A 21,854-nucleotide genomic window follows, 5' to 3' on the forward strand; every position below is an offset into this window, starting at 1 on the left:
ACTAAAAGGATCGAAGCAAGCCTTCGATCCTTTTTCTTAATTATTTAATACTTCCAGCTTCAACAATAGGATCCCAGTTATTCCCACCATCGGCAGTATGATATATGTCCCCATTAAAAGTAACAAACGTCAGTTCCTGTTCATTTTTTGGGTTTTGAGCAAAATACATTACTGCATCATCTTTCATTTTAGGCAAAGCTATCTCTTTTTCTGTTTCATCAGAAAGAGATAGTTTTGTCAATTTAGCTGTACCATCGTATGTGCCATATATTAAATCCTCGTTTGTAAAAAAGACAGATGTGCCCTGTCCGCTTTTCGAGATAAGTTCAAAGTTTTCCCCTTTGTCCTTTGACAGGTAAATTCCTTGCTGTCCAGATGCTGCTAAATAATCTGCATTATTAGGATGAACAGATAAACTTAGCAATGTATCGTCCAGACCATTTGCAGCAACTTCCTTCCATGTCTTTGCCTTATCTTCGCTGAGATAAAACCTTCCAGTATCCATAATAGAATTTTCCTGCGGGTTCATAAGGAAAATGACCGAATTTTCATATCCTACTCCCATCAAATGGAAATCCGTTTCCCCTTCAAGGGCTTTCTTTTCCAGCGTTTGTCCATTATCCGAACTATACTGTATTCCTAGAGGGTTGGGAAGTGATGAATCATTTCCGGGATGTCCACTGGAATAAAACCCGTCTTTTGTTGCGTTGAAGCCCATATAATCATTATTTTCTTCCTTAGTTTTAAACCATTTTCCGTTATCATAAACTTTTAGCCCGTCATGAGCTGCAAAATAGATCTTACCTTGATTTCCAGGATAACCCGCTCCGTGAATATGGTCTATTTTCCCATCGAAGCTTTCAAAAAAGCTATTTGAAGAAATAGAGGTTTCTCCTCCCCCATTTTCCTGTTCACCAGTTTGGACTTCTGATTGTCCTGTATCCTTTGTATCTTTTTCTTCAGCCTGTCCGCAGGCTGCAAGACTAAACGTTAATCCAATTACAGCAAATAAACTTAACTTTTTCATATATACCACTCCTGCTACCAATTATAGGATCCTTTTAGAAGAATACAACCTAAAATGCAAAAAGTAAAAAGTTGTTCATCTCTCTCCTTCAAGGTTACATAAAGACTATAACAAAAATATGCATATATTGTGCAGAAAAAACAGGCAGAAAGAAATTCATATTAAATAGGTTATTCTTCCTTAAAAATACAACTAAGTTTTTGTTGGTAGTTATTAATAATGCAAAATTTCTTCATATTTTTTATGTAAAGTAAGTTTAAGGATATTACCAGATGAGGAGCAACTGCAATGAAAAAGATCATGATTATAGATGAAGATCAAGGATTGGTTAACTCTTTAAAGAACCTATTTTTGCCGTACTATCAATGTGTGAATCCTCAATCTTTCAAGGCGGCATTAACTTTTCTAAATTCGGAAGATATATCGCTCGTAATTCTGGAGCCTACATCATTATCTGAAAAGGAAGGTTGGACTGCATGTAGAGAACTAAGGAACACCTCTAACATCCCAATCTTGATTTTAAGTTCAAAAAAAGAAAGAAAAGATATACTAAATGGATTTAAGCATGGAGCAGATGATTATATAACCAAACCATTTAATGATGGGGAGCTTTTGGCAAGAGTAGAGGCTCTGTTAAGAAGAACTTCGGCTCATAAACAGATCGGGCTTTCTATTCAGGGATTAATATGGGATGAAAGAGGGTTTGATCTCACTTATAATGAGAAGTCAATTCCCTTAACACCGAAGGAATTTGCCCTTTTAGGAACATTGATAAAAAATCCTAACCATGTGTTTTCCCGTGAAGTGCTGCTGAAAATCATCTGGGAAAACAATGGCCAGACAGAAAACAGGACGATCGATTCACATATCAGAAATATTCGAGAAAAGTTAAGACAGTCAGGTTATCCCGTAGATCTATATTTAAATACAGTTTGGGGAACAGGATATCAATGGAACTCAAACGGAAAATCCTAAGTTTTAAGGGGGAAATTCCTTGTATATTAAAAAATTATCTAAAAATGGCCAAATCTTATTACCTGCAGCCCTTAAGAAAAATTTGGGTGTAATGGATGGGGAATTTATATATATATATCAGGAAGCTCGCAAGCTTGTGATAAGCAGGCACCATGAAGATGATCATTTAAATAAAGTGATTTTTAGAAATGGGAGGTTTTCTATCCCTATGGAACTAAGAAAAATGTTAAAGATCTGCACAAGCTCTATATTAAGGTTAGAAGCTCTTTCAGAAAAGGGTTCTATCTCAATTACAAATTTAGATAATACTGAAGATCAAAACCAATTTAGGATTTATCCGTAAACACTATTAAACTTTCTATGCAGTTTGATAAACTGCATCAAGGGAGCCACTCAGCTCCCTTTTCTTTTTATGGCAATAAAATATACTATAAATAATGAAGTGATGCTTAACCAAAAAGAAAAATATCCTATTTGTGGAATGTACTTACTTAATGGACCATACCAAGGCATCATGAAAAACACATAATCGATAACATCGTTGTGTAAAATCCAGACGGCAGCAACCGCCAAATGCCATATTCTTATACGATAATATGGAGCATACAGCAACCCTTGAATCGCCATAGCAGCATGAGACGCAATTAGCATGTAACCTGTCCAATGAAGGAACCCAGTAGCATAGTATGTAAAAATATTCATGAACACAGCCCAAACCCCGTATTTAAACAAGGTTACCGCAGCTAAAGCCTCAATTAGTGGAATATTCTTCCCAAAGAGAAAAGCCCCTAGAACTAAAACAAAAAATAAACTTGCTGTTGGGCTATCAGGTACGAATATTAGAAATTCAGGAGGAGTATTCTCCAGTTGATCCCCATACCAGATGTAGCCATAGATCGTCCCTATGAAATTTGATATAAGTAAAATCCATAAAACCCACCTCTTTTCCAGCAGGTTATAAAATCTCATCATTAATATTTCCCCCTATCTTGGATTCTCTATTGAGTTTTCAAATTATCACTTGGGGCTAGAAGCCTGGCTGTATCGTTTAAACCTTGTATCCTCCATGATTTTAGCCGGGAGATAACCCACCAGTACGAGTACATCAAAGTACAAAATTAGCTATTCATTCAATGAAATCTTTTTTGTAAGTGTTTTTTATTAATCCTGATTTTTACTACTATAAAAAATGCGATTGCTAAAATAAGACCGAGTCCAAAATAAAGTCCAATGTATTGTTCTTTTGATTCATTTTTTGTCTCCTTATTTTTCTCTTTTTCCTTTTCTTCCTTAGTTTTTTCAGTAATAGTTCCATTTTGCACAGCCGAAAGGAATTTTTCACTTGGATTCAAAACTGCCATTCTTTCCCCAACTATTATTGAATTATTCATATTTTCTTTGGTATTTTGAGTAAAATAAATCACCTTTTTGGCTGTATATGAACCATCATTTACTTTAAAAGAGGTTCCTTTAGCTATACTTGATGTCTTATAATGATTAAATCCATAATCTAGTAATTTCTTAGTGTCATCATACGCAAGCTCTTGAGATGATGCATTGAGCGTAACCACAATCAAGCTAAGCTCTTTTCTTTTAGCAGCTGTCACCAATGTGTGGCCAGACTGATCTACATATCCAGTTTTCCCACCTATGACCCCTTCATATGGTAACTCCCTCATAAGCTTATGATGAGTATATAGTGTCGTTTTCCATGTTGCCCCTTTCCACTCAAGCTCTTTGGTTCCGAAAATTTCACTGAATTCCTGGTTCTCCATTGCATATTGAGTTAACGTAGCTAAATCTTCAGCAGTAGTTACGTGTTCAGGGTTAAATAAGCCATGTGGGTTCATAAAGACTGTATTCTTTAAACCTAATCCAGCTAAATAGCTATTTAAGTTTTTTGAAAATGTCTCTATAGATCCATCCATATGCTCAGCTATAGCAACGCCAGCGTCATTGCCGGAATTAATAAGCAAACCTTGGATCAGCTTTCTAAGGGAGACTCTTTCCCCTTCTTCTAAATAAACCCTTGTACCTTCTATTTTCCTTGGGTTACTACCTATGGATACAATATCATTTAGATTTCCTTTTTCAATAGCATAAATGGCTGTAGCTATTTTTGTCAGGCTTGCTGGATACATCTCCTCAGTAGCTTTCTTTTCAAATAATATTTCTCCTGTATTTGCGTCTATCAAAATAGCAGATCCGCTTGACACCACCGGGGAGTCAGAAGCATGAATTGTCTTTTGAAACCCACTAAATAGCGATGCAATAAAAATAAGTACTATCACTTGTTTCATTTTTTCCTCCTCCAATACATGAAGCAATGAATTAAACATTAAGTGGTATATTCTCAAGAAATAATTTCTCAATATTTATATTTTTAAGTAACTACCATTTACGAAAAGCAGTTTTCTTTCATTGCGTTCAATATTTTTTATTATCAAAAATGTATTATAGAAAATAACTTTGAAGAAAATATGGAGGAGGAATAACTAAATTAATTACCATGCAAAAAAAACCTCTATTCAGATAAATAGAAGGCTACGATATTCTAAGTTTTAAACTCTAAATTTTTAAAAACACTTTATGTTTTTAAGAACGGGAAAGATAAAATTTTCAGTAGTTAACTAGAGATATATGAAAAGTTTAAATCAACCAAGTTATTCTTTACACACAGATGACATTTCTTATTACCAAACAGCAACTAGGATATGAAATAAACTTAAAACTCTCTATTTTTAATATCTTTTTTCTAATATTCAACTGTGATAATAGGATTTCCTATTGTAAGACTTATCAATTTTTCGTCTGTTTTTTTTCTCAAACCTACTTGTAAATTCATTTTTTCGTTATTTTTTGTTTGTAAAGAGTTTTCCCATGAATTTTTATAAGCTGAAACAGCAACAAAATCTTCCTCTGTAAGTTGTTCAACTGGTTTAGCTAATAGTTTATCCAAAAGAATATTAGCCGTTTTACCTAAGTTCTGATGCTCAGAAGGTAGCATTTTAGACTTTACTGTAAAATAAAGATTATTTCTGTTATCCAGAGTTTTAGTTAGTTTTAAGTACTTATCTTTTGACCAATTCTCTCCGGTATAACTATATGTATGTAAAACTTTATACCTGTTTCCTTCTTTCAATGCTGTCAGTAAGATTTGCTCGCTAAATTTATTTCCAGTGGCATTTCCGGTTATTAAGATATGATGATCTTTAACTTTTTCTTCCTCCCATTTAAAGTTGGGATATTTATTTTTCAATTTTGCTTCTTGTTTTCTAAAAGTACCTAATGAATCTACATACCTATCGTCATACTTATAATAGATAGACCATTCATTAATGTCTGCGTTCAATTTTTCTAAACTATTTACTATATATATAAGGTTATCCTCTTTACCTTTTCCAATTTGAACATATGAAAAAATTAATACTATTACTGATAAACTTAATAGTGCTTGCTTCATGTCCATCCCTCCCTATCAGATAGTATGGTACAAGTTTTCTGATTTTATTCTTAATAATTTTGTAGCAGGTTAAATTGAAGAAGGAAGCACCCATTAAGAGTGCTTCCTTCTTCAATTCAGGGGGTGAAACTTTGTCCTAGAACTATATAATAAACGAATTATATGCAGAAATTATGAAAGTGATTTTAATTTTAGGTTTCTGTTTTACTAATTTGCAATATGAAGGTAAAAAAGTAGTTAGTAGTAAAATTATAAGGTTCATTAGGGTTAGGTGATCCTTTCCCTCAAACATCCATTCTTGCTTACTGATTAAAATTCTTACAAGGAATTTAATAATTGTCTTCTATATAAGAATTAATTACTGTAATCTTTTCTTCGTTACTATCATCTATCCCCTACCAGAGTTTTCTTTACAGTGAATGCTTTACTTTTCTTCAAATCCTAAAGATTCAGGTAAACTTATGTAATTTTCATCAGCAATTTTTATAAACAAATCATTAATTTCTGGGTTTTCCCTGAAAAAATTCCTTAATGCATCACGGGCTTTAAAAGGATAAGGGAAAGCATTAAAGGTATTAGCAACGTTTTTAACAATGTCTCTATCTAATTCAAATTTTTTTAGATAGTATAAAGCAATTCTTACATTCTTATTAGCCCATTCAAAATCATTAAGAAGCATTCCCATTTCATGATGTTCAAAAAATAGCGATTGTCTAAGTTGCTGCATAAAACCCTTCTCAAGTAGAACTTCAAAATCACTTTCTCTTATATTTATATCAAACCCTTTGGTGATGATTTTCAAATATAATCTAATCCGACTATCAGCTGGTATTACGTTAAAACGAAGTAAAGATGCAAGTAATGGAAGGGACACCTTGGAACCTTTAAATAAATGAACTCTCCATGTTTTTCGTATTATTTCTTCATATTGGAGAAAATGTTGAAGCCTACTCGGACGGCCTTCAATAAAAGCTAAGTAGATCACTTCACTTTGGGTAATCTTTTCCGTTAATTCCCTAGAGATAGTTTGATCTGCAAGTATAAGTGATTCGATGAATTCCAGTTCCCTTTCATTTGTAAATAGACCAATAGGCCTTTCTTCTTCGAACATTTCAAATAACCTACTTACGAAACTAACCACATTTGATTGGTCTATAATTAATATAGCTTCACTTATTAAATTATTAAAAGGTTTATCTTCAGCAGTATAGTTTGTGTCAAAGTGATTCTTAATTTCATTTATTAATGAGCTTTGACTACCAGGCAATACAAATTGATTTAAATTGGCCTTAAGGAAGTACCAGAATGATTCTACATGGACGTCTGTAATAATATTTCGTTTTGAATGTGCACAATCATTCCTTCTGTTTTTCCAGTAAATTGCCTGTTGACGCAAATCTTCACTAATGTTAAAAAGTTTTTTCCCCGGATCACTTCTCTTAATGCAGTCTATTACTTCAGAATCCCAATTATCATCATCTCTTAGTCTAGTATGGATACTAAGCCAATAATGTTCATTTATATGTTCTGGTTTTGTAGCTTTTAATATTCTTTCTTTGATGATTGTTTGAAAAGCAAGGAATGAAAAAAGAAGGGCAGCTCTATATGCAGCTGCTTTGTAGCATTTTGCAGATTCCTCAAATAGATTATTAACTTCGATTGAGAATTGTCTTTCCTCAACCCAGGATTCAATATGTAAACGCATAATAACCTCCTAATTACAGATAGATTTAACCATCACTTTTCGTAAGGCGTACCTGTAGAATAATTATTTACTTCTATCTTCTAGAATTACTAATATACCTAGGAGTGTTGATACATTGACCATAACAGTAAAAATGTCTCCAATATTAAAATCATCTGTAAATAAAACGGCATAAATAATATAAGATACAGTAAGCCCAACCATCAAATAGTAGGTAAACCTACTTATCGATTTTTTATCTTTCTTATCTATAATCTGACTAATAATAGAATTTGGATCCTCACCATGTTTATTCTTTAAATGGTTACGTAATATTGCGTTTTCACGATGATACGTATTCACTATAAAAAGAGCAATTATATTTACTATAAGGGCCACTAATATAATAAAACTCATTACTTTGAAAATAACTGATATATTGTTCCGGGTCAGAAATAATATCATAATAAATAGTGAAACAGAAAATAGGATATAATATTTTATTTCTTTACTAACATTTGTATTCATGCAACCCACATATTGTTTTAAAATCTTTTAAATTTGTTTATTCTTCTTTATATCATTTGATCGGTTGGATATATGTCTATTTGGGGTACCGTCAGGAAAATGCGGATTTACAACGCTAAGCACATTTTCGAGGCGTTTCCCCCATTTTTAACAACGTTAAGAAAATTTCAGTGGTCTTAAAGAATCTAATGAGACCATTTTCTCCGAATTAAAATGGTATTCTCCCAATAAATTTATATGTTCCCAGCCTAAAGGTGACATATGGTGCAATAAATCTTCATTAAAACTACCTGTCCGTTTTTGGTATTCAACTGCTTTTGTTAGATGTAAAGTATTCCAGATACTGATGGCATTGATAATGATGTTTAAGGCACTGGCCCTTTGTAGTTGATGCTGTATCGTCCGTTCCCGCAGTTCCCCTTGTTTTCCAAAGAAAATAGCCCTTGCCAGACCATTCATAGCTTCTCCTTTATTCAATCCTCTTTGTATTTTTCTTCTTAAAGATTCATCCGAAATATAATTAAGAATAAAGATCGTTTTTTCTATTCGGCCCATCTCACGTAAAGCTGTAGCTAGGCTGTTTTGTCTTGAATAAGACCCTAATTTCCCCATAATAAGGGATGCTGAAACTGTTCCTTCCCTTATAGAATGGGCTAATCGCAAAACATCCTCATAATTTTCTTTAATGATTTTTGTATTTATTTGTCCACGTAAAATGGCTTCTAACTTTGGATATTCACTTGCTTTATCTATTGTAAATAATTTCGAGTCTGATAAATCTCTTATTCTTGGAGCAAATTTAAATCCTAATAAATGGGTCAGTCCGAATATTTGGTCCGTGTAGCCGGCTTTAATTGAACTAGTATTAGAAGTAGTTATTAACGTATCTTATGTTATCAACTACTTCTTTTTCATTTCTTTATAGATTCATTATGTATACTATGAATTTTATGGATACATAGTATCTAACGAAATGATTTTAGACCATGGGGGGATAATTTTGAAAGTACAAGAAGTTCTCATTCATGAGAAGAAAAGATTTCTGTTAATTGACAATGGGGGGTATCCAGTTACTTCAGTTGCAAAGTATATAAAGTATTTAGATAACATTGGAAAAGCTGAAAGCACACTAAAGTCATACTGTTATCATCTAAAGCTTTACTTTCAATTCCTAGAGGAGTGTGGATTAGAATATCAAGAAGTAAACCTTGATATTTTGGCTCAATTCATCGGTTGGCTGAGAATTCCTGATCAATCAACAAAAGTCACTTATTTTGAAGAAACCTTGGCGAAACGATCAGAAAAAACGGTTAATACCATCATAACGTGTGTAATAGGGTTCTATGACTATTTGTCTCGTAGCGAGGATTATGGGGGAAATGTAAATGATCAATTAAAAAAGCAAGTCCCCGGTCGTTTTAAGCCTTTTAAACCTTTCCTTCATCACATTACAAAAGGGAATTCTTATGATAAAAACATTTTAAAGATTAAGGAACCAAAGCGTTTAATCAAAACATTGAGTAAAAATCAAATCCAAGTGATCCATGATGCGTGCAGTAATATACGAGATGAATTATTATTCCGTATTTTATATGAAGGGGGATTACGGATTGGAGAGGCCCTTTCTCTGTGGGTAGAGGATTTTGATATAGGTAAAAATGCTATTACGGTTAGGAAATCCAAAACATCCGATGGAGAAAAACGAAAAGTTTATGTATCTATTGAGACTATGAATCTCTTTCAAGATTATCTAATAGACTTTCATTCTTACGAAATTGATAGCAATTATGTTTTTATCTCCTTAACTGGACCTAATCGTGGTAAACCAATGACTGATGGTTCTGTTCGTTCCTTAATTAAAAGGATGAAGAAAAAAACAGAAATAGATTTTACCCCTCATATGCTCCGGCATACATATGCCACAGAGTTACATGCAGCAGGAGTAGATATTGCCATCATACAGAGGTTATTAGGGCATGCACACGTTCAAACAACCATACAGACTTATATCCATTCATCCGATGAAACCATACGTGAAAGCTGGAAACAAGCTCAATCAAATAAAAAAATGGGAAGAAGAGATAAATAATGATACATGGCACATTCAAAGTAAAACCCCTTCCCCACCATCTGGAACAGATAAATGAACCATTACTTGGATATTGGGCAAATGATGTGTGGAATGTACAAGAATGCCCCTTCTTGGATAAACATTATGATTGGAATAGAAAATTGATTTTTGATAAGGTACACAATCTTAGATTAAAAAATGAACTAAAATATTATTTTTATAAGGGGTTACAGGAGACAAGGATTTCGATTATCTATGCTTTTATGCATTATTCTCCATGTCTTAAAGTTTTTACAGAATTCATCTCTCGATATTATGCTAATTTAGATTCTATTATTGATATTCCGAAAGAAAAGTTTCTAATAGAATATCGAACATTTCTTGTAGAGAAAGGAAAATCAGTTGAGATTGTACACCGGAAAAAGTCATCACCATGGATGTCACCAACAGTTCAACCATCATTGTATATTAGACTATTTCTTCAAGTTTATGATTTTTATTATCACTTTTATGATGAACGAGAAGAAACAGATAAAGATTGTTGGGATGTACGAAAATTGAAGATTAATTATAACAATACAATCAGTAGGTATTCAATAGACTTTTCGAAGGTTCCGCAACCTTATAGACAATTATTTAAAAAATATATAAAGACTCGCCTAGTTGTGCAGCAATCCATCAGCTTTTCTACAGCAATATGTTATTTAAATAGACTTTCGTTTTTCTTCACCTTTTTGAAGGATAAACATCCTGAATGGAAAGAATTAAACGACCTATCTAGAATGGATATTGAAGAGTATATTGAATACTTACGACATTCCACTATTAAAAAGGGAAAATATTTAATTAATCCAGATCACAATTATGTAAATCGTTTTTTAATAGATCTTAAAACGTTTATCTCATATATACAGAAATTCGAATGGGAAGAAGCCCCGACAAAGTCAGTTATTTCACTATTGTCAATTGAGGATATCCCTAAAAAGAAAAGAGCAAAAGCTGATGAAATTAAATATATTCCGGATGAAGTATGGGAACAGTTAGTTTTCCATATTAACGAACTTTCCTCAGAACATATACCTATAATTCTTCTAATGGAAGCTACAGGTTTTCGTATTAGTGACGTTTTATCACTTAAAATTGACTGCTTAGTAAATCAAGAAGATGGCTGGTGGATTATCGGAGATCAAAGGAAAGTAAGTTATAAAAATCATAAAGTTCCTATTTCAGAAGAAATTGCTAATGTTGTCTTAGCGCAGCAAGAACTTACAAAAAAGAGATACTCTTTGGACACGAACCCTAAGAAATATTTGTTTCCAGTACTAAAAGGGAAAAGGATGGGTAATCCCATATCGCAGGATTCCATTAAGCTGAACCTTAATAAACTAGCAAACAGATGTAATATTAAGGACAAGGATGGAGAAATTTATTGGTTTAAAAATCATGCATTTCGACACCGTTACGGTGTTAATTTGATTAATAACGGAATGAATATCCTTCATGTTCAAAAACTGATGGCACATGCCAGTCCTGAAATGACATTAGTCTATGCCCAAATTCATGACCAGACACTCCGTGATGAATGGGAAAAGGCTCGAGATAATGGCGCAGTAAGACTAGATACTCATGGAGAAGTTATTGTCGCTGATTTAGCTCAACAGGCTGAAGAAAATGGAGTTGAACTGGAGTGGATACGTCACAATATGGACTCTATTCGTTTAGATCATGGGTTTTGTGTAAAAAGCCCAAAACTTCATTGTGATTTTCTTGAACAGACCTTGGAACCACCGTGTATTAAAAACAATTGCCGAAGTTTTCACGTTGACAAGACTTTTCTCGACTATTATCAAGAACAGATATTTAAAATGGAAGCTGATATTGAAGTATACAAAAAATCCGGAAGGTTACGTTCCATTGAGTTAATTGAACCCAAATTAAAAAGATATAAAGAATTAGCAAGTGGTTTACTACATACTGGTGGTATCTTTGGTTTAGAAAAACCTAGACGTGAGTATGTTGGAGATGAACGTGAGAAGGTGATGCAAAATGTCTAATGAAAACCCAAATACCGAAGGTATTATAAAACACGCAAAGTTGAAAACGGAAAAGACCATTCAAAAAGTTGAAGAAGCGATCAAAAGGATGATAAAAAAACAACTGAAAATCAATTTTAACTCTGTATCTGCAGAATCAGGGGTTTCAAAGGCATTTCTATACAGAAATACAGAACTCCGAGATCGAATCGAAACACTTCGTAAACAACAAGAAGGTCTCCCCTCAATAAAACAAGTTAAAAGGAATATGAGTGACACATCAAAAGATGTAATTATCGCTTCCTTACGAAAGCGAGTCAAGCATTTAGAAAAGGAAAATAAAGAAATTAAAGAACAACTAAAAATTCAATTTGGGAAGATTTATGAGGGAATTTAAGTTCCAAAAATTTTCCCTTCCCAGTTTGATATTTTTGTGTAAAATGCCATTAAAAGATAAGTTGTATTCCGCAATCACGCCAAATTGCCGAATAAGGATTATTGAAAAATGGCAGTTTTTTTAAGATAGTAAGATCGATTAGTAAATAATACTTTTCTTGACCCTGTACTATGGTACAGGGTTTATACTATATATGAGGTGAGATAGATGCAATATCGTATTGGGGAACTGGCTGAGAGGTGTGGTGTTAACAAGGAGACCATTCGGTATTATGAGCGTTTAGGTTTAATTCCAGAACCTAATCGTACCAAAAAAGGATACCGAATGTTTTCCCTACAAACGGTTGATCGATTGAATTTCATAAAACGGATGCAGGAATTGGGATTTACCTTAAATGAAATTGATAAATTGCTAGGGGTTGTCGATCACAACGAAGCAAAGTGCCGTGACATATATGATTTCACTGTTCTTAAATTAGAGGACATCGAGCGTAAAATTGAAGATCTTAAAAAAATTGAACAAATGTTGATAGACCTTAAAGAAAGATGTCCTGAAAACAAAAATATTTATGAATGTCCTATTATCGAAACTTTAATGGATTAAGAAAAGAAAGCAAAAGAATTTTTATAGAAATAATAAATTGTAAAGGTGGAAGAATGATGGAAGATTGTTGTAGTAACGTTAATGAAATAAAAATTGATAGTAATGGTAATTGTCCATCATGTAAAAATAAAGCTAAAAATGTAAAATTGATTACACTAAAATCATTACTTAAACCATCTGCATTAGAAACATTAAACGCTAAAGAAAATCACTATTTTTGTTCAACTGAAGACTGTGATGTAGTCTATTTTGATACGAATAATAAAAAGTACCTTGTATCTGACATAAAGGTAGCCGTTCATCAAAAAGATGGCTCAGTAACTACACCAATTTGTTATTGTTTTGATTGGACAAAAAAAAAAATTAAACAATATTCTGAAGAAGGAATTCCCCCTAATCCAGTAGAACATATTCGTGAAAATATAAAAGAAAATCGGTGTGGGTGCGAGATAAATAATCCTCAAGGTAGTTGTTGTTTAGGAAATGTTACAAAGTTCATTAATCAATTTTCGTAGGAGGATTTTATGGATTATTGTGAAAATATGAGGGAAATGATTGGAAATTCGCCTTTGATAATAGTACGACCAAGTGTAGCTATCATGAATAATCAAGGAGAAATTTTACTGAATAGATACAAAGGTGGAACATGGAGTGTTCCCGGTGGAATATTGCAGTTAAATGAGTCAGTTGAGGAATGTATTAAAAGAAATGTACAAGATGATTTAGGGCTAACGATAAATTCATTACAATTATTTGGTGTTTATTCTGGTCTGGATCTCTATACGAAGCTAGAGGGTGGTGAAGATGAGTACCACATCGTCGCAATAGGATATTTATGTACGGACTATGAAGGTGAAGTAACGCCTGATGCAAATCAAGCAATTGAAGCTGAATTTTTTAAATTAGAACAGTTACCTGAAGAAACAGACCCTTTTATTAAGAATAAGTTGGTTGAATTAAAAGGAAAACTTGAAAAAATATAATGTAAAGGTTAATTCTTATGTTGTTCCGACATATCTCTTTTCTCTTAGGATAAAATGTTATTGCTACCCCTAATTGTGCAAAAGTGTGTATTAGTAAAATAACTTAGGGGCCTTTCGCAATACCTTCTCAATTTTCTGATATTAAGCAATCAGGCGCGATTATTGAATAGATGGCTAACGACTTTGAATCGTTAGTCATTTTTAAATCATTCTTTAAATACATGTCTATAATGAAAGAACACACTTAAATTCTAACTTTTTTATAAAAGGTATTGATAACCAGCAGTGTCTGTATAATGCTCCTCTATGTTTAGATCCGTTTCATGGTGCAACAAACCATCCAAAACATGAATTGCATCCCTTGAATTTGTATGAATAATCTTTGTGTAGTAAGAAGAGAATTGATCACTAGTAAAACGGTAGATGGTGGCTCCTTTTCCAGTCCCGTAATGTGGGTTTGCATCTGCATGAAGTGATGAAACACCTAGCTGCATTCTCATACCATCTGACGAGGATGTTGTACCGTCGCCCCAATAGGAGGACAATTGTAATTTGTGATGAAAATTTACTAATACAGCTTGGGCTTTATTCATGGCATCTTCATGCATGCGCCATTGAGATACATTGGCTAATTGTTTATACGTAAGGCCGGGTGTTGCTTCAGCCATTTTGCTTAAACCAATATTCATTCCCATTCCTAAAAGGGCAGCCATAATAATAGTCGTTTCTTCTTTATCCGGTTTTCGATTGTTAGAAGCATGGGTGAATTGCTCATGGAATCCTGTAATATGAGCAACATCCATAAGTAGATCAGTTAATTTTGTTCTTGGTAGCATCTGATACAGGCTTGCACTAAATTTCTTTGCTTCTTCTGGAAAATCTTTTTCTAAGCGTGCAATCGACAACTTTCCTTTTTCAAGAGAAACTCCATCTAACTTGTTGGAATTAGAAGCTAACCACTTTAACCTTTCATTAAGACTGCTGGTTCTCTCCGTCATATAATCTTCGAATGATAAACTAACTGATAATCTCGTATTCTCCTTCGTTTGGCTCCATGTATCTTCTGAAAACAAATATTCCTCAAAATCTCTATACTGTCTGCTGCCAACAATGGAAACATCTCCTGCCCGAACATGCTCCCGAAGTTCTGTTAAAACAGCCATTTCATAGTAATGACGATTGATTGTTGTACCATCATCCTCGTATAAATGCTTTTTCCAACGTTTTGAAATAAAATCCACAGGCGAGTCATCAGGCACTTTTCGCTTTCCCGATTCGTTCATTCCTCGGATAATCTCAACAGCTTGTAAAAGTGGCTCATTTGCCTTTGTTGAATGAAATTCCAATACCCTTAATAGCGTTGGCGTATATTTTCTAAGTGAATAAAATCGTTTTTGCAGTAAGTCTAAATAATCATAGTCGGCTGGACGTGCAAGTTCTTGTGCTTCTTCCACCGAGGAGACAAAAGAAGTCCATTCAATAACGGATTCTAAAACCTCAAATACGTCTAATTTTTCCTTCTTTGCTTTAATTAAGGCTTGTCCGATATTCGTAAAGTGTATAACCTTCTCATTTAGCTTTTTACCGTTTTGTTTCTGAATTTCTTCTTGAGCCTTACGGCCTTTTGATAACAGACTGAGTATTTGTCTATCATGAATTTCAAAAGCTTTATCCGTTAATTCCTGAGTAAGATGTAATAAATAGACGGTTAATATCGAATATCGTTTATGTTCCTGAAAGTCACGGAATGCATAAGGCTCATATCTTGAACCTAAGCGAGATAATTGTAAAAGGCGATTGCGGTGCAAATGACTAATTTGTACCGTTTCTAATTCCATTCTCCGTAGGTATTCGAGTCGTTCTATTATTTTTAGAAATGTTTCGGGTGAAGGATGACCCGGTGGTTCCTTTAACCAACCCAAAATCGTTTTATTGGATTCGGATGGATGCTGTGATGTAATGATCTCTTCAAGTTTTACTTTTTGCTCATTTGTTAGGGACTGACTAACCGTATTAAATAGCTTCTTTTCAGCCATTGTTCTTGCCTCCCACACCATTCGCTCAAGTGTAGTGATAGCAGGCAGTATGATTTTGTTTTTTCTTAGAAAGTCGATACATTCATGTAGTAGATGAATGGCATCGCCATTTTCCAAAGCTAATTGATGAAGATGCTTAAATGTCATTCTGTATTCTTTTAGGGTAAAAGTTACAAAATCATATTCACTTCGAATTTCTTTCAAATGATCCCAAAGTGTATTTTCTCTTTGAGGATAAAGACTAAGTGAAAATGGACTGGCACCAATTTGTTTTGATATATAATGTATGAACGAATCTGAGATGCTTTTGATATGAGTGTATGGCCAACCGGGATATCGAAGAACGGCTAATTGAACGGCGAACCCTAAACGGTTTTCTTCCCTCCTTCGCTTATTTATAATTTCTAAATCTCGTTTGGAAAAAGTGTAGTAGGTTCCCAATATCCATTCATCTTCAGGAATTTGCATTAGAGCCAGTCTCTGATCTGGTGTAAGTAATTCTCTACCCCTTGCAACTTTCATACAGTATCATCTCATTTCTGCAATTATTCAGTTAAGTAGTTTAATTATATATCAATAGAGTGTACTCTATTGATACAAGTGAAGTAGACTGATAGAATCATAGTTAAGAGTGTCTCACAAGACTTGTCTCAAAAGTGAGGTGGTATTTTTGCGAAAGATCGGTTATATACGTGTCAGTTCGACTAGCCAAAATACTTCAAGGCAATTTCAGCAGCTGAACGAGATCGGAATGGATATTATTTATGAAGAGAAAGTTTCAGGAGCAACAAAGGATCGCGAGCAACTTCAAAGAATGTTAGGGAATTTACAGAAAGATGACATCATTTATGTTACAGACTTAACTCGAATCACTCGTAGTACACAAGATCTATTTGAATTAATCGATAACATACGAGGTAAAAAGGGAAGCTTAAAATCACTAAAAGATACATGGCTAGATTTATCAGAAGATAATCCATACAGCCAATTCTTAATTACGGTAATGGCTGGTGTTAACCAATTAGAGCGAGATCTTATTCGTATGCGACAACGTGAAGGGATTGAGTTGGCTAAGAAAGAAGGAAAATTTAAAGGTCGGTTAAAGAAGTATCATAAAAATCACGCAGGAATGAATTATGCAGTAAAGCTGTATAAGGAAGGGAATATGACTGTAAATCAAATTTGTGAAATCACAAATGTATCAAGAGCTTCATTATACAGAAAGCTATCAGATCCGGACAATTAGTTGATCTTTAGTCCAATAATGGGCAAGGTAATATTAGCTTGTAAGAGGAAGTGTGCATTTTGATAAAATAATAAAATATAAAAGCCTATGTCAAATTGAATATTAAAATCTTTGACATAGGCTCTTTATTTCAATTATCAAATCACTTATTTATTTCCCCACTTTTAATATGTTTTAGTGTTTTTTGATTTATTGAGACAAAAAAGGCTGAAGCGAAAAGTAGAAATGCAGCTAATAAAAATGTAAATCTCACACCAAATTGATCAGCAAATATCCCAAATAAAATAGTTGAAACACCAAATGTTCCAAAGACGATACTATCCTGTGCAGAGTATACCTTTGATAATAATTTTGAATTAACACTCGTTTGGACTATAGTTTGTTGAGCAACTCCCTTAATTTGACTACCAAAACCGAAAAAAAGGGAAATGACAAGTGCGAGCCAAGGAGTTGAAATTAATCCAAAAATAAGTGTAGTAATACTGGTAAGAAATGCTCCACTAATGATTACAAATCTCAAATTATTAGTTATTGTTTGTGACCACTTTAAACTAATAAAACCAGCGATCATTAAACCAGCAAAAAAGCTTGAATTGATATATCCCCACCAATTTTCACTAACCTGTAGAACTTCTTCAACATAGATATACAGAATAGCTGCAACCCATACCACATTTGCTATGGATTCCGTAAATTCTACAATCGTAATTGTTCTTAAAGAAGGTGTCTTCCATATTGTATTCCATCCTTCCAGCAAAACCTTCTTTGTCATTTTTTCTGATTCTTGTTCGTCTTTATTGAGTTCATCCTCAATTCTATCTAAATCCTTAATTAAAAACATAAAAATGGTTGAAATAACGAATAATATAGTTGTTATAATTAGTAGATTACCTGATCCTAATAGAGTGATTAAAATACCAGCTGCTGGCCATCCTCCTAAAGTGATTGTCTGATCGACTATAGAAAGAAAACTATTTACTTTAACCAATTTCTCCTCTGAATCGAAATACCTGGGAATCAATGAATCTCTAGCAGGGCTAGCCCACCCATCTAGAAATGAAATAAACATTACAAATACAAAGGTGAAAATTATATTATCTATTGAAAAAAGATAGATTGAATTTACTGTGAGCATTAATACAATGATTGTTTTACCAAACTGTGAAAATGCCAAAAGTGGCTTCGTTCTATATCTTTCTAAAAGAATAGGAGCAATAAAACCACTAATAAACCTTGAAACTGTATTAACAAAAGGAAATAGAGCCATATAAAATGCAGACCCAGTGATTTCGTACACTATTGAAATTATGCTTACTATATATAATATGTCTCCTAAATTTGCAATTGACTGGCCTATCCATAAAAAACGGAAAGATGTTTTTATTTGCAAAAAATATACTCCTTTACATATAATTTGAGTACTATTTATTAGGATTACATATTTTAATCACCTCTACTCTATTCTTCTCCTTTGAAAAAAATTAAATTCGGCTATGTAATAATTACACGGAAAACACTTCTTTTGCAATTAACTTATATGATTTTATCCTATCTTCAAAACAGAAAGTATTAGTTAAGATCATAATTTCATCTACTTTATATGTATTTTGTATATCTATTAGTTTTTTTTTCACTTCTGTTGGTGATCCTATTATCATTTTATTCTTAAAGTTTCTTATTAATTCCATCTCTTGTCGACTAAAAGTATAGCCGTTTGACTCTATAAAAGACGGAAGTCCTTTATCGCCAATGCCTGTTGATAATTGTACCTCCCATAATAAAGCACTTCTTGCAAGCTCCTGGGCGCGTTCATTTGTCTCTGCACAAATCACAAAAACAGCAAAAATTGTTTTCGGTTTAATGCCGCTTTCTTTACCTTTTAAATTATTATGATAATAATTCATGATTTCTGAGCTTTTGTTTGCACTTAAAAAGTGACCAAATGCATAAGGGACCCCGTATAATGCTGCAAGCCTCGCGCTTTCTAAAGAAGTTCCTAGAATCCATAATTGTGGAGGAACTGATGGGATTGGATAAGCATTTATAGTCGAATACGGGTGTTTATGTGGGAAACTATTATCAAGAAAGTCTTTAAGCTCTTTCACAGTATCGGGAAATTTTTTTGCTTGCTCCGAAAAATTATCCGAAAGAGCTAACTTCGCTTCTGGAGAGCCTCCAGGACCTCTTCCTACTCCTAAATCTATTCGGTTAGGAAATAGAGATGAAAGCAAATTAAATGTTTCAGCTATTTTATAAGGTTTATAGTAGGGGAGAAGTGTAGCTCCAGAACCAAGACGGATAGTTTCAGTATTAGCACCAATGTATCCGAGCATAACTTCAGGTGATGGGCAACAGAGCGCAGATATATTATGATGTTCAGCGATCCAAAATCTTGTATAACCAAATTCTTCTCCGGCCTTTGCCAATCTGGTGGAATCCTCTAAAACATCCTTTGCTGTTTTCCCTACAGCGAGAGTAGCCAAATCAAGAATGCTTAATTCCATTCAATAAACACCTTTCTTTCCATTGATCCTTTTAAATTTTTTTCTGTAATAGATTGACAGCACGGAATATATGCTTGCAGAAAAAAGTTCTCTGCAAGCATAGTTTTCAAGTAATCATTTACCGCTTAGAGATAGTGTAATACTATCGAAATCATAAGTATTGATAAAGTGATTCATTTCTTTAAGTATTTCTAGTCCACGTTCTCCTAAGAATTGAGTTTTATCATTCATTTCTACGATAGTACGTTTCAGATCTTCTTCGTACATTCTAGATTTCTTTTTATCGCTTAACAAATGGTACATATGCATTATTCCAATAGATACATTAGCAGCGTGGAAAGATTTGTCTAATGGCCGCTTCTTTTTTAAAATCGTCGACGTAGTAAGAGCTTCTTCATTCTCACAAGAAAGGGGATCTGGGAAAATACAATTGACCATGTCATCCAAGAATAAACTATTATGAATAAATTCATGGTAAAGTGCTTCAGCATAGTCGATCACGGTCCATCTCTTAGGGGGGTTAAGCCATATTAAGCCTAATAAACCAGAGACAGAACCCCCACCAAATCCTTCTTTCTTAATAAAGTAGAGGGTTCCAATGTGTTTATTAATTAGGTAGTGGAGATCAGGATGGAGTAATTTTATTAAATCTAACGCTTTTTCAACATTATAAACAATTTCTCTGCGTTCCTCTTCGTTGAATAAATGTTTATCATCTAAGGTATCCTTTTTTTCTATTAAGTAATTATTGATTAAATGTTCACACAGAATATCGCTATCAAAAATTATCTTAATATTATCCAATTCAAAAGGAATCTGTGATTGTTGAAGGGCGTTTAATGTTTGAATAAAGTATCCTTTTTTTTCATTATCAGGAATTCCGCTACTAGTACCTTCCCCAAAATGATAATCAATAACAGCATCAATGTTTCTGTTAATTTCCCTTTTGTTTAAAAAAGTTAGGTTTGTTTTCTTTGAGACAACGCTACTCAATATTTTTACAACCCCTTTCGATAATTACTGGTTAGGGGCAAGCCCCTTATGACTTAATAGGGGGCTTGCCCCAATCAAATCACTGCTTACTCCTCGCTTGTTTTATTACCTTCATCATGTAATTGCATTACTAGGACGACAACAACACGTCTTCCTTTTTCATTAAAATGGTTCTTTGAGAATAGCTTTATGTTTTCATTGATTTTAGACATCAGCCCACCTCCTTTTTCCAAATTCAGAATTATAATACAATATTCTGTTTTAAATTTCAAATATTTTCTATTAATTTAAAATATTGTAATTATTTATTTTGTTGTTTTATAATTATTTTATTAAATCTATTTGAAAAAGAGAGGAGGGTTTAGTATATTATCAAATAAAAAAGCGAGGGAGTATGCTTACATTAACTTTCCAATGGCAACTGTTTTAAAAGAGAACTTAGATAAATACATCTCACAAAATTACAATATTAGTGTATTTGAATTTATGGGGAATCTTTTTGATATTAAATCTCTAAGCAGACCCGTTAATCTAGATTGTATGAATTGTCACTTAGCGCATTTCTCACTTTGTTGTGATGGCTCTCCCTATCCCCCAACTAAGGAAGATATTAATAAGGTATACAACCACGTAGATAATATTTTTAAAGAAACTCAATCAAATTCCGACTATTTTAAATCAAAAAAATATTATAGTGAAAACGGGATATTAGATAAAAACGGAAGCTTTATAGAGCATTGTGGGAAGTGTATATTTTCAATTAAAATAGGTGAAAAAGGCTCACATGGTTGTGCAATTCATGGTTATGCAATAAAGAACAATATAAACTACACAAAACTAAAACCCAAGGGTTGTATGATGTATCCTTTAGATATAGTAAAGTTATCAGATAATAGTGATTTTGTTTTTGGTGCTGATGATAATACAGTACTTGATGTCGTAAAACTAACTGAAAATGATGAAGTTATTTTATCAACAGTTAATGATAATAAAGGTTTCAGCAGATGGAATAAGTTTGATTTGAACTATATCTGTTTGAACAAAAATCATCGTAAACTCATCATGGATACTAGGAAACCACAGAGCGAATATAGTAAAGCATCACTTCCTGATGGTGTGTTTGTTTTAGATGAATACGTTCCTGCTTACGAACAAGAAAAACGATTTATAAAAGAATTATATGGTAATGAGACATATGAGTTTATTAGATCAAAAAGTGAACTACTAACTGAAAAGGGAATGCTCTCATTTTAGAATAGGAAATGTATTAAAAGTTTGACATTTCCTATTTCATAGAACTGTTGATTGGAA

Annotated in this window: 20 protein-coding genes and 2 pseudogenes; 10 read left to right on the top strand and 12 right to left on the bottom strand. The window is 33.2% G+C overall.

The window, feature by feature from the left end; genetic code table 11:
• Window positions 1–40: 40 nt before the first annotated feature.
• Window positions 41–1,027 (bottom strand): F510_1955 family glycosylhydrolase, encoded by a 987-nt coding sequence (locus tag MKY20_RS24205; protein ID WP_034297799.1) that lies wholly within the window; start codon window positions 1,025–1,027, stop codon window positions 41–43.
• A 288-nt stretch (window positions 1,028–1,315) separates the two neighbouring features.
• Between MKY20_RS24205 and MKY20_RS24210 the strand changes: the two genes are divergently transcribed.
• Window positions 1,316–2,002 (top strand): response regulator transcription factor, encoded by a 687-nt coding sequence (locus MKY20_RS24210; protein ID WP_009335994.1) that lies wholly within the window; start codon window positions 1,316–1,318, stop codon window positions 2,000–2,002.
• Between the two features lie 19 nt (window positions 2,003–2,021).
• Complete coding sequence (locus tag MKY20_RS24215) at window positions 2,022–2,345, top strand: hypothetical protein (protein ID WP_009335993.1); 324 nt, start codon at window positions 2,022–2,024, stop codon at window positions 2,343–2,345.
• A 50-nt stretch (window positions 2,346–2,395) separates the two neighbouring features.
• On the opposite strand, the gene MKY20_RS24220 is transcribed toward MKY20_RS24215, so the two are convergent.
• From MKY20_RS24220 to MKY20_RS24245, 6 genes and pseudogenes are all read right to left on the bottom strand, one after another.
• On the bottom strand, window positions 2,396–2,974 hold the full coding sequence (locus MKY20_RS24220; protein ID WP_009335992.1) for a DUF1405 domain-containing protein: 579 nt from the start codon (window positions 2,972–2,974) through the stop codon (window positions 2,396–2,398).
• 158 nt (window positions 2,975–3,132) lie between these two features.
• On the bottom strand, window positions 3,133–4,302 hold the full coding sequence (locus MKY20_RS24225) for a D-alanyl-D-alanine carboxypeptidase family protein (RefSeq protein WP_009335991.1): 1,170 nt from the start codon (window positions 4,300–4,302) through the stop codon (window positions 3,133–3,135).
• A gap of 455 nt (window positions 4,303–4,757) precedes the next feature.
• Window positions 4,758–5,465, bottom strand: coding sequence for a YwmB family TATA-box binding protein (locus MKY20_RS24230; protein ID WP_341003468.1), 708 nt, complete (start codon window positions 5,463–5,465; stop codon window positions 4,758–4,760).
• A gap of 424 nt (window positions 5,466–5,889) precedes the next feature.
• The gene (locus MKY20_RS24235; RefSeq protein WP_009335989.1) at window positions 5,890–7,170 is read right to left on the bottom strand and encodes a hypothetical protein; all 1,281 of its coding nucleotides are present in this window, start codon (window positions 7,168–7,170) and stop codon (window positions 5,890–5,892) included.
• Between the two features lie 63 nt (window positions 7,171–7,233).
• Window positions 7,234–7,677 (bottom strand): hypothetical protein, encoded by a 444-nt coding sequence (locus tag MKY20_RS24240; protein WP_034297798.1) that lies wholly within the window; start codon window positions 7,675–7,677, stop codon window positions 7,234–7,236.
• Window positions 7,678–7,833: 156 nt separating this feature from the next.
• Window positions 7,834–8,526, bottom strand: a pseudogene (locus tag MKY20_RS24245) (Tn3 family transposase); the annotation flags it as partial.
• Between the two features lie 151 nt (window positions 8,527–8,677).
• Here MKY20_RS24245 and MKY20_RS24250 point away from each other — a divergent pair.
• The 6 genes from MKY20_RS24250 (at window position 8,678) to MKY20_RS24275 (ending at window position 13,764) form a co-directional block, all read left to right on the top strand.
• Window positions 8,678–9,766, top strand: coding sequence for a tyrosine-type recombinase/integrase (locus MKY20_RS24250; RefSeq protein ID WP_019379926.1), 1,089 nt, complete (start codon window positions 8,678–8,680; stop codon window positions 9,764–9,766).
• On the top strand, window positions 9,766–11,802 hold the full coding sequence (locus MKY20_RS24255; RefSeq protein WP_019379927.1) for a tyrosine-type recombinase/integrase: 2,037 nt from the start codon (window positions 9,766–9,768) through the stop codon (window positions 11,800–11,802). The genes MKY20_RS24250 and MKY20_RS24255 overlap by 1 nt, the downstream gene beginning before the upstream one ends.
• Window positions 11,795–12,178: a DUF6262 family protein gene (locus MKY20_RS24260; RefSeq protein ID WP_019379928.1), complete on the top strand. Its 384-nt coding sequence runs from the start codon at window positions 11,795–11,797 to the stop codon at window positions 12,176–12,178. Before MKY20_RS24255 ends, MKY20_RS24260 begins: the two co-directional genes overlap by 8 nt.
• 207 nt (window positions 12,179–12,385) lie before the next feature.
• A complete protein-coding gene (gene merR1, locus MKY20_RS24265) occupies window positions 12,386–12,781 on the top strand; it encodes a mercury resistance transcriptional regulator MerR1 (RefSeq protein WP_019379929.1) in 396 nt (131 codons plus the stop codon).
• A 56-nt stretch (window positions 12,782–12,837) separates the two neighbouring features.
• Complete coding sequence (locus tag MKY20_RS24270; protein WP_019379930.1) at window positions 12,838–13,296, top strand: putative iron-sulfur cluster-binding metallochaperone; 459 nt, start codon at window positions 12,838–12,840, stop codon at window positions 13,294–13,296.
• A gap of 9 nt (window positions 13,297–13,305) precedes the next feature.
• Complete coding sequence (locus MKY20_RS24275) at window positions 13,306–13,764, top strand: NUDIX domain-containing protein (RefSeq protein WP_019379931.1); 459 nt, start codon at window positions 13,306–13,308, stop codon at window positions 13,762–13,764.
• A gap of 275 nt (window positions 13,765–14,039) precedes the next feature.
• Here the strand turns inward: MKY20_RS24275 and MKY20_RS24280 are convergent.
• Window positions 14,040–16,322 (bottom strand): annotated as a pseudogene (locus tag MKY20_RS24280) (Tn3 family transposase); the annotation flags it as partial.
• Window positions 16,323–16,470: 148 nt separating this feature from the next.
• Between MKY20_RS24280 and MKY20_RS24285 the strand changes: the two are divergent.
• Complete coding sequence (locus tag MKY20_RS24285) at window positions 16,471–17,046, top strand: recombinase family protein (RefSeq protein ID WP_009335987.1); 576 nt, start codon at window positions 16,471–16,473, stop codon at window positions 17,044–17,046.
• Window positions 17,047–17,188: 142 nt separating this feature from the next.
• On the opposite strand, the gene MKY20_RS24290 is transcribed toward MKY20_RS24285, so the two are convergent.
• The 4 genes from MKY20_RS24290 to MKY20_RS24305 all read right to left on the bottom strand — a co-directional run bounded on the left by MKY20_RS24290 (window position 17,189) and on the right by MKY20_RS24305 (window position 20,755).
• Window positions 17,189–18,436: an MFS transporter gene (locus tag MKY20_RS24290; RefSeq protein ID WP_009335986.1), complete on the bottom strand. Its 1,248-nt coding sequence runs from the start codon at window positions 18,434–18,436 to the stop codon at window positions 17,189–17,191.
• Window positions 18,437–18,548: 112 nt separating this feature from the next.
• Window positions 18,549–19,550 (bottom strand): LLM class flavin-dependent oxidoreductase, encoded by a 1,002-nt coding sequence (locus tag MKY20_RS24295; protein ID WP_009335985.1) that lies wholly within the window; start codon window positions 19,548–19,550, stop codon window positions 18,549–18,551.
• A gap of 114 nt (window positions 19,551–19,664) precedes the next feature.
• Complete coding sequence (locus MKY20_RS24300; protein WP_252244936.1) at window positions 19,665–20,543, bottom strand: aKG-HExxH-type peptide beta-hydroxylase; 879 nt, start codon at window positions 20,541–20,543, stop codon at window positions 19,665–19,667.
• A gap of 86 nt (window positions 20,544–20,629) precedes the next feature.
• Entirely contained in the window at window positions 20,630–20,755 is a 126-nt protein-coding gene (locus tag MKY20_RS24305; RefSeq protein WP_256815743.1) for a hypothetical protein, read from the bottom strand.
• A gap of 130 nt (window positions 20,756–20,885) precedes the next feature.
• On the opposite strand from MKY20_RS24305, the gene MKY20_RS24310 reads away from it, so the two are divergent.
• A complete protein-coding gene (locus tag MKY20_RS24310; protein ID WP_009335983.1) occupies window positions 20,886–21,797 on the top strand; it encodes a hypothetical protein in 912 nt (303 codons plus the stop codon).
• The last annotated feature ends 57 nt before the right edge of the window (window positions 21,798–21,854 follow it).

Source organism: Cytobacillus sp. FSL W8-0315, assembly GCF_038002905.1.
Classification (GTDB): domain Bacteria; phylum Bacillota; class Bacilli; order Bacillales; family Cytobacillaceae; genus Cytobacillus; species Cytobacillus pseudoceanisediminis.

Coding starts and splice junctions, on each gene's coding strand:
- MKY20_RS24270 (WP_019379930.1), top strand. CDS start 12,838: ATGGAAGATTGTTGTAGTAACGTTAATGAAATAAAAATTGATAGTAAT.
- MKY20_RS24205 (WP_034297799.1), bottom strand. CDS start 1,027: ATGAAAAAGTTAAGTTTATTTGCTGTAATTGGATTAACGTTTAGTCTT.
- MKY20_RS24225 (WP_009335991.1), bottom strand. CDS start 4,302: ATGAAACAAGTGATAGTACTTATTTTTATTGCATCGCTATTTAGTGGG.
- MKY20_RS24235 (WP_009335989.1), bottom strand. CDS start 7,170: ATGCGTTTACATATTGAATCCTGGGTTGAGGAAAGACAATTCTCAATC.
- MKY20_RS24305 (WP_256815743.1), bottom strand. CDS start 20,755: ATGTCTAAAATCAATGAAAACATAAAGCTATTCTCAAAGAACCATTTT.
- MKY20_RS24210 (WP_009335994.1), top strand. CDS start 1,316: ATGAAAAAGATCATGATTATAGATGAAGATCAAGGATTGGTTAACTCT.
- MKY20_RS24240 (WP_034297798.1), bottom strand. CDS start 7,677: ATGAATACAAATGTTAGTAAAGAAATAAAATATTATATCCTATTTTCT.
- MKY20_RS24230 (WP_341003468.1), bottom strand. CDS start 5,465: ATGAAGCAAGCACTATTAAGTTTATCAGTAATAGTATTAATTTTTTCA.
- MKY20_RS24275 (WP_019379931.1), top strand. CDS start 13,306: ATGGATTATTGTGAAAATATGAGGGAAATGATTGGAAATTCGCCTTTG.
- MKY20_RS24260 (WP_019379928.1), top strand. CDS start 11,795: ATGTCTAATGAAAACCCAAATACCGAAGGTATTATAAAACACGCAAAG.
- MKY20_RS24220 (WP_009335992.1), bottom strand. CDS start 2,974: ATGATGAGATTTTATAACCTGCTGGAAAAGAGGTGGGTTTTATGGATT.
- merR1 (WP_019379929.1), top strand. CDS start 12,386: ATGCAATATCGTATTGGGGAACTGGCTGAGAGGTGTGGTGTTAACAAG.
- MKY20_RS24295 (WP_009335985.1), bottom strand. CDS start 19,550: ATGGAATTAAGCATTCTTGATTTGGCTACTCTCGCTGTAGGGAAAACA.
- MKY20_RS24255 (WP_019379927.1), top strand. CDS start 9,766: ATGATACATGGCACATTCAAAGTAAAACCCCTTCCCCACCATCTGGAA.